Origin of the sequence: Pseudomonas mandelii, assembly GCF_006438925.1 — a bacterium.
GTDB classification, from domain to species: domain Bacteria; phylum Pseudomonadota; class Gammaproteobacteria; order Pseudomonadales; family Pseudomonadaceae; genus Aquipseudomonas; species Aquipseudomonas mandelii_C.
In genome coordinates this window covers 243,454-258,562 of the sequence record NZ_RCZA01000007.1, presented here as the reverse complement: position 1 = coordinate 258,562, position 15,109 = coordinate 243,454, and the positions used below count along the sequence as shown (strand labels likewise).

General features: G+C 61.6%; 13 protein-coding genes. 4 read left to right on the top strand and 9 right to left on the bottom strand.

Annotated features, from left to right (window positions below):
• The first annotated feature begins 70 nt into the window (after positions 1 to 70).
• Positions 71 to 937, top strand: coding sequence for a LysR substrate-binding domain-containing protein (locus EAH74_RS18115; RefSeq protein ID WP_140680174.1), 867 nt, complete (start codon positions 71 to 73; stop codon positions 935 to 937).
• 113 nt (positions 938 to 1,050) lie between these two features.
• On the opposite strand, the gene EAH74_RS18110 is transcribed toward EAH74_RS18115, so the two are convergent.
• Complete coding sequence (locus tag EAH74_RS18110) at positions 1,051 to 1,926, bottom strand: LysR family transcriptional regulator (RefSeq protein WP_140680172.1); 876 nt, start codon at positions 1,924 to 1,926, stop codon at positions 1,051 to 1,053.
• Between the two features lie 268 nt (positions 1,927 to 2,194).
• Here EAH74_RS18110 and EAH74_RS18105 point away from each other — a divergent pair, with 268 nt between their 5' ends.
• Both EAH74_RS18105 and EAH74_RS18100 read left to right on the top strand, forming a co-directional pair.
• On the top strand, positions 2,195 to 3,520 hold the full coding sequence (locus tag EAH74_RS18105; protein WP_140680170.1) for an MFS transporter: 1,326 nt from the start codon (positions 2,195 to 2,197) through the stop codon (positions 3,518 to 3,520).
• A gap of 69 nt (positions 3,521 to 3,589) precedes the next feature.
• Complete coding sequence (locus tag EAH74_RS18100) at positions 3,590 to 4,981, top strand: FAD-dependent oxidoreductase (protein ID WP_140680168.1); 1,392 nt, start codon at positions 3,590 to 3,592, stop codon at positions 4,979 to 4,981.
• 3 nt (positions 4,982 to 4,984) lie between these two features.
• On the opposite strand, the gene EAH74_RS18095 is transcribed toward EAH74_RS18100, so the two are convergent.
• Positions 4,985 to 6,409, bottom strand: coding sequence for a type VI secretion system Vgr family protein (locus tag EAH74_RS18095; protein ID WP_140680166.1), 1,425 nt, complete (start codon positions 6,407 to 6,409; stop codon positions 4,985 to 4,987).
• Positions 6,410 to 6,641: 232 nt separating this feature from the next.
• Between EAH74_RS18095 and EAH74_RS18090 the strand changes: the two genes are divergently transcribed.
• On the top strand, positions 6,642 to 7,349 hold the full coding sequence (locus tag EAH74_RS18090) for a YebC/PmpR family DNA-binding transcriptional regulator (protein ID WP_140680165.1): 708 nt from the start codon (positions 6,642 to 6,644) through the stop codon (positions 7,347 to 7,349).
• 127 nt (positions 7,350 to 7,476) lie between these two features.
• Here EAH74_RS18090 and EAH74_RS18085 read toward each other — a convergent pair whose 3' ends face one another.
• The 7 genes from EAH74_RS18085 to EAH74_RS18055 all read right to left on the bottom strand — a co-directional run bounded on the left by EAH74_RS18085 (position 7,477) and on the right by EAH74_RS18055 (position 15,106).
• On the bottom strand, positions 7,477 to 8,790 hold the full coding sequence (locus EAH74_RS18085; protein ID WP_140680164.1) for a protein kinase: 1,314 nt from the start codon (positions 8,788 to 8,790) through the stop codon (positions 7,477 to 7,479).
• Positions 8,791 to 8,985: 195 nt separating this feature from the next.
• Positions 8,986 to 10,113: a cell division protein ZapE gene (zapE, locus tag EAH74_RS18080; RefSeq protein ID WP_140680162.1), complete on the bottom strand. Its 1,128-nt coding sequence runs from the start codon at positions 10,111 to 10,113 to the stop codon at positions 8,986 to 8,988.
• Between the two features lie 246 nt (positions 10,114 to 10,359).
• A complete protein-coding gene (locus EAH74_RS18075) occupies positions 10,360 to 11,406 on the bottom strand; it encodes an ABC transporter substrate-binding protein (RefSeq protein WP_140680160.1) in 1,047 nt (348 codons plus the stop codon).
• Positions 11,407 to 11,424: 18 nt separating this feature from the next.
• Entirely contained in the window at positions 11,425 to 12,540 is a 1,116-nt protein-coding gene (locus tag EAH74_RS18070) for an NAD(P)/FAD-dependent oxidoreductase (protein ID WP_140680159.1), read from the bottom strand.
• Entirely contained in the window at positions 12,537 to 13,892 is a 1,356-nt protein-coding gene (locus tag EAH74_RS18065; RefSeq protein ID WP_140680158.1) for an NAD(P)/FAD-dependent oxidoreductase, read from the bottom strand. Before EAH74_RS18065 ends, EAH74_RS18070 begins: the two co-directional genes overlap by 4 nt.
• A gap of 121 nt (positions 13,893 to 14,013) precedes the next feature.
• Positions 14,014 to 14,304, bottom strand: coding sequence for a (2Fe-2S)-binding protein (locus EAH74_RS18060; protein WP_140680156.1), 291 nt, complete (start codon positions 14,302 to 14,304; stop codon positions 14,014 to 14,016).
• A 7-nt stretch (positions 14,305 to 14,311) separates the two neighbouring features.
• Positions 14,312 to 15,106 carry an ABC transporter permease gene (locus EAH74_RS18055; protein ID WP_056740278.1) on the bottom strand — a complete coding sequence of 265 codons (795 nt, stop codon included), beginning with the start codon at positions 15,104 to 15,106 and terminating at the stop codon, positions 14,312 to 14,314.
• Positions 15,107 to 15,109: the final 3 nt, after the last annotated feature.

Here is a 15,109-nt window from a genome sequence, read left to right as displayed (position 1 = left end):
TTAAATTGCAATTTGCCGTGCTATCAATCAAATTGTTTGTTGTTATGCCAGCCATCAGTGAGGGTTATTCATGAACCTGTTCCAGCTCCGCGCCTTCGATGCGGTGGCCCGCGAGGGCAGCTTCACCCGGGCCGCCGCACGACTGTTCATCAGCCAGCCGGCGGTCACCGGGCACATCAAGGCGCTGGAGGAGCATTACCAGATCACCCTGTTGCGGCGCACCGCGCGACGGGTGGAGCTGACGGAGGAGGGCACCAAACTGGCCGCGATCACCTGGGCAATGTTCGGTCTGGCTGAAGAAGCGCAGGTGATGCTCGAGGCCAACCGGCAGTTGCTGACCGGGCGTTTGGAGGTTGCGGCGGACGGGCCGCACATGGTCATGCCGATGCTTGCCAGTCTGCGCGCGCGGTATCCCGGCATTACCGTGAACCTGCGGCTGGGCAATGCTCAGGAAACCCTGGCGGCGTTGTTGTCGGAGCATGCCGACGTGGCGGTGCTGACCGAGGTCGAGCCGCGCAAGGGCCTGCATTTGCAAGCCTTAAGCGAATCACGGATTTGTGCGCTGGTGCCCGACGGTCATCCCTGGGCGCAGATGTCCAAGGGGGTGCCGCTCAAGGCGCTGGATCAGGTGATCATGGTGTTGCGCGAGCCAAGTTCGATCACCCGGCGCACCTTCGACGAGGCGTGCGCGATGGCGTTGGTCAGTCCACGGGTGTTACTGGAGCTGGACAGTCGCGAGGCGGTGACTGAAGCCGTCGCCGCAGAGTTGGGGGTCGGCGTGGTGTCGTCGGTGGAGGTCAGCCACGACCCGAGGGTGGTGGCGGTGCCGATTCTTGGTGACGGGTTGGTCAATCGGCACATGATTGGCTGCATGGAGCGGCGGCGGGATTTGCGCTTGATACAGGCGTTTTTCGAGTTGGCGCCGAATCTGAATTGACCGCGCAGTCTCTGTAGGAGCTGTCGAGTGAAACGAGGCTGCGATCTTTCCCGGTTCACTTGAGTCTCAAGCGAAAGGTCAAAAGATCGCAGCCTCGTTTCACTCGACAGCTCCTACAGGGGGAGACTCTCGCGGACCATCTCCAGAAACGTCGCCACCACTCGCCGCGAACTCTGCTCGCGCAAGCACACCAGGGTTTCAGTTAGTCGCCGTTTGCAGTCGGTAATCGGCAACGCACACACCCGTGAATCCGCACCGAACTCGGCAGCAGAAACAACACCAACGCCAATCCCCACGACCACCGCCTCACGCGCCGCTTCCCGACCTTCAACCTGAATCGCCGGGCGAATGCGAAAGCCTGCCTGAGCCATTTCTTCTTCCAGCGTCTGCCGCGTCACCGAGCCGATTTCCCGCAGCACCAACGGCGTGTCATCCAGATCCGCGAGGCAAATCGACTCACGGTCGGCCCACGGATGATTGCGCGAAACGAACGCCACCATCGGGTCGTTGCGCAGCGGCAACGAGATCAGACGCTCGTCACTCACCTCCCGGCCCAGCAACGCCAGATCGGCCTGGTAGTTGAACAACCGGAACAGCGATTCGTCGGTGTTGCCAGTTTCGATCTTCACGCTGATGCCGGGGTAGCGTTCGCAGAACCGCGCGATCTGCGGCAGCACATGTACCGGCGCATCGACGGCGAGAATCAGAGTGCCGGTCTGCAGTGCCTGAGACTCTTGAAGTAATTCCTGCGCCTCGGCCTCGATGACGAACAGCCGCTGAGTGATGCTCAACAAGCGCTCGCCCAAATCCGTCAGACGGACCGAACGTTTATTGCGGTGGAACAGCAGCACACCGAAACGCTCTTCGAGCTTGCGCACTTGGTCGGAAATCGCCGGTTGCGTGAGGAATAGCCGCTCGGCGGCTTTGGTAAAGCTTCCGTGCACGGCCACGGCGTGGAAGGCTTTGAGCTGGGCGTGGGAAACCGACATCGAAACCTCCAGTAACAAGCTGAGCTTATATTGGAAATACGATAAATCGATTTCACTTATTAATCAGTAATTGTTTTTATCCACCTCAGCCCCGGTGACTGGTCAGTCGAACAGCGTCGGCGGCCATGAGCCTGTGCGTGCAACAGCAGGACTCATCTGACCGATATCGCCAAAGGGAAGCCGCGATATCGAAGTGCTCAACAATAAAAAAACAGGCGTTATTTCTCAATTTCTGCCGGCACACTCACACCCTGAGGTCAGAACCACCATGAACAAGCACATCGGCACCATCAAGCGTTGGCGCGTGCAGATCTTCGCGATCACCTGGCTCGCTTACGCCGCGTTCTACTTCACCCGCAAAGCTTTTTCCGTGGCAAAACTGGGGATCGCCGAAGACCCCACCTTCATGCTCGACAAAATGGCCATGGCCAACCTCGACGCCATCTACCTCACGGCTTACGCCATCGGGCAATTCACCTGGGGCATTCTGGCCGACCGCTTTGGCCCAAGGGTCGTAGTGTTTGGCGGGTTGTTGATTTCAGCGGCGGCCGCCTTGGTGATGGGCAGTTTTGCGACGTTGCCAATCTTCGCTACGTGCATGTTGATTCAAGGGTTTGCCCAGTCCACCGGCTGGTCCGGGCTGTGCAAGAACCTCGGTAGCTTCTTTCCCGCCGAACAGCGCGGGCGGGTGCTGGGGTTGTGGAGTTCCTGCTACGCCTTTGGTGGGTTGGTGGCTTCGCCGTTCGCTGGCTGGTGGGCGTATACGCTGATCGGCACCTGGCATGCGGCGTTCTTTTCCAGTGCGGCGGTGGTTGGGCTGGTCGCCGTGCTGTTTTTTATTTTTCAGCGCAACAAACCCGAAGACGTTGGCTTGCCGGCGGTGGAACCGGAGCCGCAACTGACGGCGCAAGAGGCCGATGCGCAAAGCAAGATCAGCATTCTGGAACCGTTAAAAGAAATTCTGCGCAACCGCACCGTGCTGGTTCTGGGCCTCGCGTACTTTCTGCTGAAACCGGCGCGCTACGCGATTCTGCTCTGGGGGCCGGTGATCGTCTTCGAGCAGATGCCCTCGGTGGGCAAGGTCGGCGCGGCAATCATTCCGACCGCGTTTGAACTGGCCGGGTTGCTTGGGCCCATTCTGCTGGGTCTGGCTTCGGACAAACTGTTCGGCGCCCGACGCATGCCGGCGTGTGTGCTCAGCCTGTTGGCGCTGACGGTGACCCTGGCGTTGTTCATGGGCGCCCTGCATACCGGCAGCGTGATGCTGGTGGTGGCGCTGCTGTTCGTCATGGGCCTGACCCTGTACGGACCGGACTCGATGATCAGCGGCGCGGCCGCGATCGATTTCGGCACCGCCAAGGCGGGCGCCACAGCGGCCGGTTTCGTCAACGGTTGCGGCTCGGTCGGGGCGATTCTTGGCGGATTGCTGCCGGGCTACTTCGACTCGGTCACCGTGTTCATCGTCTTCGCCGGTTGCGCGATGTTTTCAGCCCTGGTGCTGATCCCGCACTGGAACAGCCGCCCGGCTGGCCTGCGTGCCGAAAGCGCTTTCGTGCCTAACCAACGGATGACTGTAAAACCTCTGCGTAGCTGAACCCCTTTCCCTCGCGGCTTGCTGCGCCTGCGGCAGGCTAGCGGGTGGACATCTGACTGGAGATTTCCAATGAGACCCTTTTGGCTGGACCAGGCCCTGAAGGCCGATGTATCCGACACCTGTCCGGCACTGGAAGGCGACACCCGGGCCGACGTCTGCATCGTCGGCGGCGGCTACACCGGGCTGTGGACCGCGATCATGCTCAAGGAACAGAACCCCGAACTGGATGTGCTGCTGATCGAGGCCGATATCTGCGGCGCTGGCGCCAGTGGTCGCAACGGTGGTTGTGCGCTGTCGTGGTCGGCCAAGTACTTCACCCTTGAACGGCTGTTCGGCGTCGAAGAAGCGGTGCGATTGGTCAAGGAGTCCGAGCGCAGCATCCATGCCATCGGCGCCTTTTGCGAGCAGTACGCGGTGGACGCCGATTACCGCCTCGACGGTACGCTCTACACCGCCACCAACCGTGCCCAATGCGGCTCGACCGATGCCGTGATCGCGGCGCTGGAGCGCAATGGCATCAACTCTTTCACCCAACGGCCGGTGGCCGATGTGCAACGCATGGCCGGTTCCAGCAAACATCTGGAAGGCTGGTTTTCCCCGGCGGCGGCAAGCGTGCAACCGGGCAAACTGGTGCGCGGCTTGCGCCGGGTCGCCTTGCAACTCGGGGTGAGGATTCACGAGCACACCGCCATGACCGGGTTGCAGGAGGGCAAGCCTGCGGGGATACAAACCCCGAACGGCACCGTTCGAGCGGATCGCGTGGTGCTGGCGATGAACGCCTGGATGGCCCGGGCGTTTCCACAGTTCGAGCGCAGTGTGGCGATTGTTTCCAGCGACATGCTGATCACCGAACCGCGACCTGATCTGCTCAACGAGATCGGCTTGACCAGCGGCGTCACCGTGCTCGATTCGCGGATTTTCGTGCATTACTACCACAACACTCCGGACGGCCGAATCATGCTCGGCAAGGGCGGCAACACCTTTGCTTACGGCGGTCGAATGTTGCCGGTGTTCGATCAGCCATCGCCCTATGCCGGATTGTTGCAGCACAGCCTGAGCGAGTTCTTCCCGGCGTTTGCCCAGGTCAAGGTCGAGGCGACCTGGAACGGTCCGTCTGATCGCTCGGTCACCGGTTTGCCGTTTTTCGGTCAGATGAGTGCCAGCGGCAACGTGTTTTATGGTTTCGGATACTCCGGCAGCGGGGTTGGCCCGTGTCATATGGGCGGGCAGATTCTCGCCTCGATGGTTCAGGGACTGGACAACGCCTGGACCCGTTCGCCCCTGGTCAACGGCCCGTTGGGCTTGTTTCCGCCGGAACCGATTCGTTACCTCGGCTCATTGATGGTGCGCAACGCCATCCGCCGCAAGGAACGCGCCGAGGATCACGGGCGCCGGCCACGGCATCTGGATGTGCGTCTGGCGAAGTTCGCGGCGGCGGCAGGCAAGGCCGACAAGGTCTGAGTGTCAGGGCGTGAGGTCCGAGCGATTGACCAGCCAATCGAGCAGCAAGTGGCTATCGCGGCGTGGCTCGGGAACAGGCCGAGTGCGCGGGTGATGGCCCATGCCGACGCACAGCACCGGTCGGTCCGGGTCGCTGTCGAGAAAACTGATCAGGACGTCGCTGCCGGCCTTTGGCAGGCTGGACGGGTCAATCCGGCCGTCCGGCGCTGCAAAGGCCACCGGTAACCAGATACCGGCAGATTCAAGCGGATCCGCTTGCGCTGTTGGCCACAGCCCAACCTGTATTCGACCTCGATCATCCAGCGTCGCCGGCTGCCCGGCAGGGCCCAGCACCCGGGCGGGCTGATAGCCCGGGATGCTCGGCCTGGTCTGTCTGAGCGCCGGCCTGAAGACCGTTGACCAGGGAATGGCGGTGAACCGATTGCGGTAATGGCGGACAGTAACGGGTTTGTCGGTGGCAAGAATCGAAGGTTGTTGCCCCTGATGTCGGGTTTCGGTGAGCAGCCATTGATCGTTGAAATTCGGCATTGGATGTTCTGACACTTGCACTATCCGTGCGCTGCGCAGTGCACTCTGGTTGCTTTGGCCGTGGATCTGCAGGTGCTGGCAACGCAGACGTTCCAGTTGTCGTCGGCTCAACTGATCGTGATGGATGTGCTCGGGCGCGGGGCGGACCATCACCGGCAATGGTTTGCTGAAAGCGTGGTTGGCCGCTCCCTCGTCGGTTTTTTGCGAACCACGGTTCCTGGCCTCCAGTCGTGAGGGAAAGGGCGGCGAGTCATGGCGCTGGAACAACTCACTGATCACGGGCACGTCACTGTCTTCGGGCGCGTTGCCCTGGAAAGGCGTAAGGACGGGGTCCTGGGGGAAACTCAGGCTGTCATCCGCCAGGACCAACACATGCCCCTCGCGCTGATGTTCGAAATGATAGTGAATGCCTTCTTCTTCGCACAGCCGTTGCAGCAATGCCAGATCGCTCTCCTCGTACTGAATGCAAAAAGGCCGGACGGGATAGCGTCCGTTGGATAATTCGAAACGATAGCTCCCCTCGGGCACATCATGTTCTTCCAGCAGTTGGCGCAGGATCATGGGTACGCTGAGGTGATGAAAGACTCGGCGTGAACGCTGCCGGTCGAGCCATTGAAGGTAGGGCACCAGCACCAGTTTGTAGCCGATCCGGTGTGGGCCGCGATGCTCGCGACTGGCACTGTGAAGGATGCCATGAATACCCTGGCCCTCCATCAGACTGAGGAACACCGGCTGTTGCAGCAATCGGTCGAGGTTCATGGCCGGTGCGAGGCCGATCACTTCGATGTCGAATCGATAGGGCTGGTTGAGGGCTTCTCGGCCACTGAACTGCAACACCTGCAAACTCAAATCGCCGTCGAGAAGTGTCAGGGTGAAGGGACTTTCCTTGTCGTTGTGCATCGAACGCGCTTCTGCCATGGAATTCGGGCGCAGAGGGTACGAAACCACAGCCCTTTATGGTCACCGCAAATCGAAGTTTCAGAATCGCCCTACAACTGCCGGTGAAGATGTCGATTCGTCATGCGGGTGAACAGGGTGGATTTTTTGGTCGATTGCCAACTTTAGGGCGTATAAACTTGCGCCATGCGTCGGCCAATAGATGTCTCGGCGCCACAGATCAAGAGAGTGAGTAATGGGCGCACAGTGGAAGGTTAAACACAAAGAAGCGGCATCTAACGCCAAGGGCAAGATCTTCGGCAAACTGGTAAAAGAAATCACCATCGCTGCCCGTAACGGTGCCGATGTCACCACCAACGCACACCTGCGTCTGGTGGTTGAACAGGCTAAAAAAGCTTCGATGCCCAAGGAAACCCTGGATCGCGCGATCAAGAAAGGCGCGGGCCTGTTGGGCGAAACCGTGCAATACCATCGCGTGACCTATGAAGGCTTCGCACCGCATCAGGTGCCGCTGATCGTTGAATGCGTGACCGACAACATAAACCGCACCGTTGCTGAAATCCGCGTCGCGTTCCGCAAGGGCCAATTGGGCGCTTCCGGTTCGGTCGCGTGGGACTTCAACCATGTCGGCATGATCGAGGCGTCCCCGGACAGCCCGGATGCCGATCCGGAAATGGCCGCCATCGAAGCCGGCGCCCAGGATTTCGAGCCGGGTGACGAAGAGGGCACGACCCTGTTCCTGACCGAGCCTGCGGACCTGGACGCCGTGCAGAAAGCCCTGCCGGAGCAAGGTTTCACCGTGTTGTCGGCCAAGCTGGGTTATCAGCCGAAAAACCCGGTCAGCGGTCTGAGCGATGAGCAGATGGCTGAAGTCGAAGCCTTCCTCGAAGGCCTCGATAACCACGATGACGTGCAGGACATGTTTGTCGGGTTGGCGGGGTAATTTGATTTTTCAGTGATACCGCCATCGCGAGCAGGCTCGCTCCCACAGTAGGTTGTGTTGAATAAAAATTATATGTTCGACACAAAACCTGTGGGAGCGAGCCTGCTCGCGATTGACCGCGCCGCGGTCACCAGCGATTCAACGCCTGCACAATCTCGCTGAACCCCGGTCGCGCAAGCACCTGCGACTGACAGCAGCGCTGCTGCAATTGCTCCAGCTGCAAACGACCTTCATCGCTCAACCCCGAGTCGATCCGCTCCAGCAATTCCCCCAGCAAAACACCAAACGCCCGTACCTCGATCCGTTGCAGCGCACGGCTTTCAAGGCTGTCCGAGGTGGCATGGAAAGACGCCGCACCAAAATCCCCCAGCAGGCAATCACCGTGCTCGTTCCACAAAATGTTGTGGCCGTAGAGGTCGCCGTGGGTGATGCCATGCTGGTGCAAATGCTCGGCTGCCGAGGCGATGCCACAAGCGATGCGCAATGCCACGCCAGCGCTGAACCGGGTGTCGTTGGCGTAAACATCGCGGGTACATGACGCCAGGCTCGGCAGGCTGGCCAGATTGCGATAGCTCGGATCGATCAATTGCATCACCAGCCCGGCCTGGGCTTCTGGATGCCCGACGACTCGTCCTTCAACCCGGATCAGGTTGGGGTGACTACCGGCGGTGATGCAGGCGTTCATCTCGTGCAACGGCGAGCCATCGCTGGTCATTTCGCCTTTGTAGAGTTTGACGGCGACCTGAGTGGCCGGCTGGCCCGGTCGATCCCAGATAGCCCGATGAATCACTCCTGAGGCGCCTTCGCCCAGTTGCTGCTCCAGACGCAGTTCAGACCAGGGAATGCGAGGCGTGGCTTCGAGGGCGGCCGCATCGGCTTCGGTCTCCAGCGGATTACCGGCGTACGCCAGCCAGGTCAGGCTCGGCAGGGACATCAGCCACTCGGGTAACTCGCTCAACTGGTTGGCGGCGATGCGGATCAGTTCGAGTCGATGGCAATGACGCAAGCTCTCCGGCAAACGTTGCAAGCGGTTGCCAGCAAGCATGAGTTTTTGCAGGTGCGGGCGTTCACCCAGCTCGACCGGCAGTTCAGTGATGCAGTTATCGGTCAGGATCAGCCAGCGCAGCAACGGTGGCAGGGCAGCGCCTGGCACGCGCTCGATGCGGTTGGCCTTGAAGCCGACCATCGTCAGTGCGGCGCATTGGCCCAGGCAGTCGGGCAGTTCGGTGAACAGATTGTCCGAGCAGAACAACACGCGCAAACGGGTCAGGCGGTGCAAGTCGTCCGGCAGGCTGCTCAAGGCGTTGCCGCTGAGGTTGAGGACTTCCAGCGAGTCCGCCAGGTCGAAAATTTCTCGCGGAAACTCCGTCAGGCCGCCGGAGAGGTCCAGGCGGGTGATGCCCGACAGTTGGCCGGCGCGTAGTTGGGCAAGGGTATCCATGAACAGATTCACTTTGATCGGGAGGAGGCTCGGGGGCCAGAGAAAGGGCGACATGATAGCGGGAAACGTGTGGTGTCTGTCAGAACGCCTTCGCGAGCAGGCTCGCTCCCACAGTTGACCGAGTTGTCTGGATGGACGCGATCTAATGTGGGAGCGAGCCTGCTCGAGAAGGCGGTCTGAACTGCACCACAAAACCTACGGATCACTGACTTCGACCAACTGCCCCAACCGGCTGCGCGTGCGCGCCAGATCGATGGCATCACCGCCCAGGCTGTCACGCAAAGACTGCTGGCCGAGCAGAATCAGGTGCTTGTCCTGGTCGTACAGGACGTCGACCAGGTTGATGAAGCGCTGCTGGGCGGCGATGGAACAATCGGCGAGGTTGGGCAGTTCATCGATAAACCAATGATCGAAACGTCGGCACAGCTCCAGGTAATCCATGACCGCTGTGGGGTGGTCGCACAGATCGCCGAAGGTGAAACCGATGGTTCGCCCTTCGCAGTGTCGGGCCTGAAGGTTGCGTGTCCCGACGGGCAGTTGAATGGCCGGCGCGTCGCGTTCGGGCAGGTTCAACGACTGACGCTGCGCCAGCGTGGCCGGCCAGATGTACTGGCCTTGGGTAAACAGCTGCTGGGCGTGGGTTCTCGCCTGACTGCGGTAGTCGTGAGGGCCGCCGACCTCCATGACCTGCATGCGAGCATTGATCAGGTCGATCACCGGTTTGAAGCGCGCGTGGTACAGCGGGTTGGACAGCAGTCCTTCCGGTGGGTAGTTGGAAGTGACCAGCAGCAGGATGCGTCGGCGGAACAATGCCTTGAACAGCCGGGTAATGAGCATTGCATCGCCGATGTCATGGACGTGAAACTCGTCGAAACACAGCACCCGGCAATCGCGCAGCTGTTCGTCGAGGGTGGTTTCCAGCGCATCGGGCTGATCGCGATGACTGAACATTCCTTGGTGTAGCTGCGCAAAAAACTCATGAAAATGCAGGCGCTGTTTTTCCGCGATGGGAAGGGCCTGGAAAAACCCGTCGAGCAGCCAGCTCTTGCCGCGACCCACGGCGCCGTGCAGGTAAAGGCCGGGAAGCGTTTTTGCCAAGGTGCCCGACAGCGCTGCGGCGTGTTGCGCCATGCAGTCGATGACGCGCAGTTGGCTATGGCTGAGGGTGTAACCCTGGGTGTGGGCCTTGCGGTGGAAGTAGTCGTGGATGACTCGACTGGTCGCGGTGTTACCGGCGGATGTCGCCGATGACTTGCCGAACAAGCGGCGTAGCGCAGGCCAGCGTGGTGTGAGTCGCGAACGGTTTGGCGGTCGAACGGCCACTGTGATTTCACCCCGTAATTTGCACGCCGGCTCCCCCGAGCGGCGGCATAGTGTAACCAGAGGGGGAATAGCCCGACCACTCCGGACGGTGTGGTCGTCGTAAAGGTCGCAGCCTGCGCCAGCTCCTACAGGTGCGCATACACCTGTAGGAGCTGGCGAAGCCTGCGATCTTTTGACTTTGATTTTCAGCAACTTAATCAACTACAACCGCACCCAGGATCAAAAGATCGCAGCCTGCGGCAGCTCCTACCGCTCGATACTGCGATTCCACCGCGCATTCCATGCCGGGCGCTGTTCGTTGACCTGATCCCAATCGATCGCAATGGCAGTGGTCAGGTACTGCTTCATCGCCTCCACCTGACCGCGAGTCTTGTCGGTGGTCGGGGTATTGGGGTTGGACGGGATCTGGTCGCCGTCTTCAAGCGCGGTGGCCTGCGCTTCAGGTGTCAGCAAGAAAGCAGCGAGTTTCTGCGCCAGTTCCGGCTGAGTATTGTTGGCGATGGCACATTCGGCCACGTTGAGCACCACGGCGCCTTCCTTCGGTTGCGCATACTCCACCGGCATGCCTTTGAGTTTCAGGGCGGTGACCTGGGTCGGCGTCAACGGGAACAGCGCGGCTTCGTCGGTCTGAAGCATTTCGGAAATCTTCGCCGAGCTCGGAATGTACTCCAGCACGTTGCGCCCGACGGTGTTCGGCCAAGCCTTGAAGCCTGGCTCGACGTCGGTTTCGCTGCCGCCCTGAATCCGGTTGAACATCAGGAACCCGTGCAGGCCAAAGGTCGAGGACGCCATCGACTGGAACACCAGTTTGTCCTTGAAGCGCGGGTCGGCCATGTCCATCCACGAGGTCGGTGCGGTCCAGCCTTTCTCCTTGAACAGACGCGTGTTGTACGCCAGCCCGGTCACGCCGAGGCTGACCGCCACCGCTTGATCCTTGATGCGGCCCTTGGCCGGAATCTGCGCCAGCGATGCGCTGTCTTCGAGTTTGTCGCACAGGCCCATGGCGATGGCGCGGTACATGATGCCGTCGTCGAGGAACATCACGTGCATCTGCGGGTTGCCTTTGCTGGCCTGGACCTTGGCCAGAATATCGGCAGAGGTGCCGGGCACAATCACCACTTTGACGTTATTGGCCTTCTCGAAAACCGGCAGCACCTTATCGGCGTAGAGCCGCTCCATGGTCCCGCCGTTCATGCCCAGGTAAAGCGTCGGTTCGGCCTGGGCCTGGGTGACCGTGAGCAGGGCGGTCAGACAGGAGAAACCGAGCAGTGCAGTGCGTTTGACGTTATTCATTGGCGCGACCTTCCTCTATCAAGCAACGGAGATGGAGTGAAACCGGGTGATGGAAAACGCATCCAGCGACGTTTTTGAAGCGCCGCTGCAGATGATTTCGGTGAGCGCCTGGCCCACCGCGGGGCCGATCTGAAAGCCCGCACCGGCAAAGCCGAATGCGTGCAACAGACCGGGTTGAGTGCCACTGTGGCCGATCACCGGTTGGCGATCGGGCAGGTAACCTTCGGTGCCGCTCCAGGTGCGAATCGCCTGGGCGCCTTCAAGAAACGGATAAAGCTCGACCGCCTGACGCAGGATCTCGATGACCGCGTGCTGGCCCGGCCGGGCGCGGGCACCGTCGAGGGCAAAACCCTGGCCGCCACCCAACACGCAATTGCCGCGCGCGACCTGACGGGCATAGATACCGCCGCCCTCGACCCCGGTGCTGGCATTCATCACCAACGGCAAGGGCTCGGTGACCAGCATCGCCGGGTGCCCGGCGTGCATCGGCACGCCCTCACCGAATTGTTCTGCCAGGGTGTCGGCCCAGGCTCCGGCGCAATTCAGCAGCCAGGGCGCCTGCAGCTCCAGACCGGTTTGCGTGCTGACGCGAAAGCGCTGACCGTCGTGTTCCACCGCCGTCACCGCGCATTGTTCATGGACCTGTGCGCCGTGCCGACGCGCCGCCCGGGCAAACGCCGGGGACACCAGGCGCGGGTTGGCATGACCGTCATCGGGGCAAAACGAGGCACCGACCGCCACCTCACCGACCCACGGAAAACGTGCGCGTAACTCAGCGCGATCGAGTACCTGCAAATCCAGGCCAAAACCCCGACTGCTGGCGGCATAGTCTTGCAAGGCGTGCAGATCGTTGAGGCTGCGGGCCAGTTTCAGGTGGCCGCTGCGCTGATACTCACCGTCGATGCCAATCAGCTGCGGCAGCTGCCCCCAGATGTCGTGGGCCCGTTGCGACAGCGGCAGTTGCGACAGCGGTCGCCCCTGGCGCCGCACGCCGCCGTAGTTCACGCCGCTGGAATGCGAGCCACAGAAGTCCCGCTCCAGTAGCGCCACGCGCCGCCCGGCCTTGCTCAGAAACAGCGCGGCGGAGGCGCCGACAATTCCTCCACCAATGATGACGGCATCGACTTCGATCATGACTCGACCTCCAGACCAAACGGCAGGGGTTTGATGGGGGCCTGAGCCCGAAGCCTGCCGATGTCGGACACGCAGCGCTGACTTTCGCAGGCAATGATTTCCGCGGCGGCGGCGCCACACATCCGTCCCTGACAGCGCCCCATGCCAACCCGGCAATGCGCCTTGACCCGGTTGATCTCCCAATGACCCTCGCGCACCACTTGGCGGATGTCGCCGGCCCGCACTTCTTCGCAGCGGCAGATCATCACCTCATTCGGGGCATCGGCGGCCCAATTCTCGGGAAAGATGAAGGCCCGTTCCAGACCTTGGCGGAAGGTATCGATCCGTCCCAGCGCCTGCTCCAATTGCGCCCCACGTTGCGGCGGGATCAGGTAACCGATGTCTTCGAGCAACGCCAGGGCTGCGCGTTCGCCGGCCATTTCGGCCGCGTCGGCGCCCATGATGCCGGCACCGTCGCCGGCCAGGTAAACCTCGGCGACACTGCTGCGACCGGCGCTGTCGCGTTGCGGCAGCCAGGCGCGGTTGAGCGGGTTCCAGGCGAATTCACAGCCGAGCAGGTCGGCGAGTTGGGTTTCACTGCGCAGGCCGTGGGCGAAGGCGACGGCGTCGCACTCCAGAGGCTGAGTGCCCTTCGTGTTGCGCCAGGTCAGCGATTGCACACGCTGTTCGCCATTGATGCCTGTGAGGCTGGCGCCCTGATGCACCGGGATGCCGTGGGCAGTCAGCCAACTGCGGTAATAGATACCTTTGGCCAGGGTGGCCGGTTGCGAGAGCAGGCCGGGCAGGGCGCGGGCCTGAGCGCTGAAGGGCGAGCTGTCGAGCACCGCGACCACCTTGGCGCCGGCCTTGGCGTATTGATACGCCACCAGGTACAGCAGCGGCCCGCTGCCGGCGAACACCACGCGTTCACCGATGGCGCAGCCTTGAAACTTGAGGGCGATCTGCGCGGCACCGAGGCTGTAAACCCCCGGTAGGGTCCAGCCCGGCACCGGCAGAATCCGGTCGGTGGCGCCCGTCGCGACGATCACTCGCGAGAACGCCAGCCGTGCAGCGCGGCCTTCATGCAAGGTGTCGAGCGCACCGTCCTCGGCGTTCCATACCAATGTCTCGGGACGGTAATCGAGTTGCTCGCGCAGCTCATCGATCGTCTGATGCAGCGCGTTGGCCTTGCCGGCTTCGAAGCCATACAGCTTGACCGGCGAGCGCTTGAAGTTTGCCGGTTGGCGACGATAAATCTGCCCGCCACCGCGTGCTGCTTCGTCCAGCAGGACCGGGCGAACGCCATGGGCGACCAGGGTTTGTGCGGCACGAATACCGGCCGGACCGGCACCGATGATGATCACGGAATTCATATCGACCCCATGAAATTCAAGATCAAAAGATCGCAGGCTTCGCCAGCTCCTACAGGAGACCGCGTTCGGCGTAGGAGCTGCCGAAGGCTGCGATCTTTTGGGTGCACCGGATAAATGACGGTCATACGCAACGTCCCGGTTCGCGGCTGATCTGCTGCCCGGCTTCGAGCAACGTCGAGCAGGCGCGCACGCGTCGGCCATCGCCCAGTCGAACCCAGCAGTCCTGACACGCACCCATCATGCAAAACCCTGCGCGGGGTTCGGCGCTGAAGTCGCTGCCGCGCAAGTGTTCGCTGCAGGTCAGCACCGCCGTCAGTAAGGTGTCGCCGAGCAGGCCGGTAGCCGGTGTGCCGTCGAGGGTAAAGTCCAGGGCCGGGCGGTCGCCTTCGGCCAGTCGTTTCAGCAGAGCCATGGCGCCCTCATTGTTTGCCCACCAGAACCCGATCGAGGCCGTAGACCCGGTCGAGCAGAATCATCGTCAGCGCGGTCAGCGCAATTACCAGTGCCGACACCGCCGCCATCATCGGATCGATGGATTCGGTGGCGTACACGTACATCCGCACCGGCAGGGTTTGCGTGGCCGGCGAGGTGACGAAAATCGACAGTGTGACCTCATCGAAACTGTTGATGAACGCCAGCAGCCAGCCACCGGCGACCCCCGGCAGAATCATCGGCAAAGTAATTTCCCGAAACAGCGTGAAGCGCCCGGCACCGAGCGATTGCGCGGCGTGTTCGGCGCTGCGATCCAGGCCGATGGCCGACGCCAGCACCAGCCGCAGCACGTACGGCGTGATCACCAGCACGTGGGCGAAGATCAGCCAGGCGAAGCTGCCATTCACGCCCATCAGCGCAAACAAGCGCAGCAATGCGACACCCAGCACCAGGTGCGGAATGATGATCGGCGACAGGAACAGACCGTTGAAAAAGTCCCGTCCGGGGAACTCGAAGCGGGTGATCGCCAGCGCTGCCGGCACCGCGATCAGCGTCGCCAGACTGGCGGCGCAGAATGCGAGAATCAGGCTGTTGTAGAACGCATCGACAAAGTCAGCACGCTCGAACACCGCGCGGAACCAGCGCAGGGAAAACTCGGTGGTGGGCAGGCTCAGGGTGTTTTCCGGGGTGAAGGCCACAAGGCAGACCACCACCAGCGGCGCCAGCATGAACAGCACCACCAGGGTATGGAACAGCAGGGCGAAAGGACCGTTCTTGGACATGAC

Bases quoted from the DNA above. Each gene is read 5' to 3' on its own strand.
- EAH74_RS18115 (WP_140680174.1), top strand. From the start codon at position 71: ATGAACCTGTTCCAGCTCCGCGCCTTCGATGCGGTGGCCCGCGAGGGC.
- EAH74_RS18110 (WP_140680172.1), bottom strand. From the start codon at position 1,926: ATGTCGGTTTCCCACGCCCAGCTCAAAGCCTTCCACGCCGTGGCCGTG.
- EAH74_RS18105 (WP_140680170.1), top strand. From the start codon at position 2,195: ATGAACAAGCACATCGGCACCATCAAGCGTTGGCGCGTGCAGATCTTC.
- EAH74_RS18100 (WP_140680168.1), top strand. From the start codon at position 3,590: ATGAGACCCTTTTGGCTGGACCAGGCCCTGAAGGCCGATGTATCCGAC.
- EAH74_RS18095 (WP_140680166.1), bottom strand. From the start codon at position 6,409: ATGCACAACGACAAGGAAAGTCCCTTCACCCTGACACTTCTCGACGGC.
- EAH74_RS18090 (WP_140680165.1), top strand. From the start codon at position 6,642: ATGGGCGCACAGTGGAAGGTTAAACACAAAGAAGCGGCATCTAACGCC.
- EAH74_RS18085 (WP_140680164.1), bottom strand. From the start codon at position 8,790: ATGGATACCCTTGCCCAACTACGCGCCGGCCAACTGTCGGGCATCACC.
- EAH74_RS18075 (WP_140680160.1), bottom strand. From the start codon at position 11,406: ATGAATAACGTCAAACGCACTGCACTGCTCGGTTTCTCCTGTCTGACC.
- EAH74_RS18070 (WP_140680159.1), bottom strand. From the start codon at position 12,540: ATGATCGAAGTCGATGCCGTCATCATTGGTGGAGGAATTGTCGGCGCC.
- EAH74_RS18065 (WP_140680158.1), bottom strand. From the start codon at position 13,892: ATGAATTCCGTGATCATCATCGGTGCCGGTCCGGCCGGTATTCGTGCC.
- EAH74_RS18060 (WP_140680156.1), bottom strand. From the start codon at position 14,304: ATGGCTCTGCTGAAACGACTGGCCGAAGGCGACCGCCCGGCCCTGGAC.
- EAH74_RS18055 (WP_056740278.1), bottom strand. From the start codon at position 15,106: ATGTCCAAGAACGGTCCTTTCGCCCTGCTGTTCCATACCCTGGTGGTG.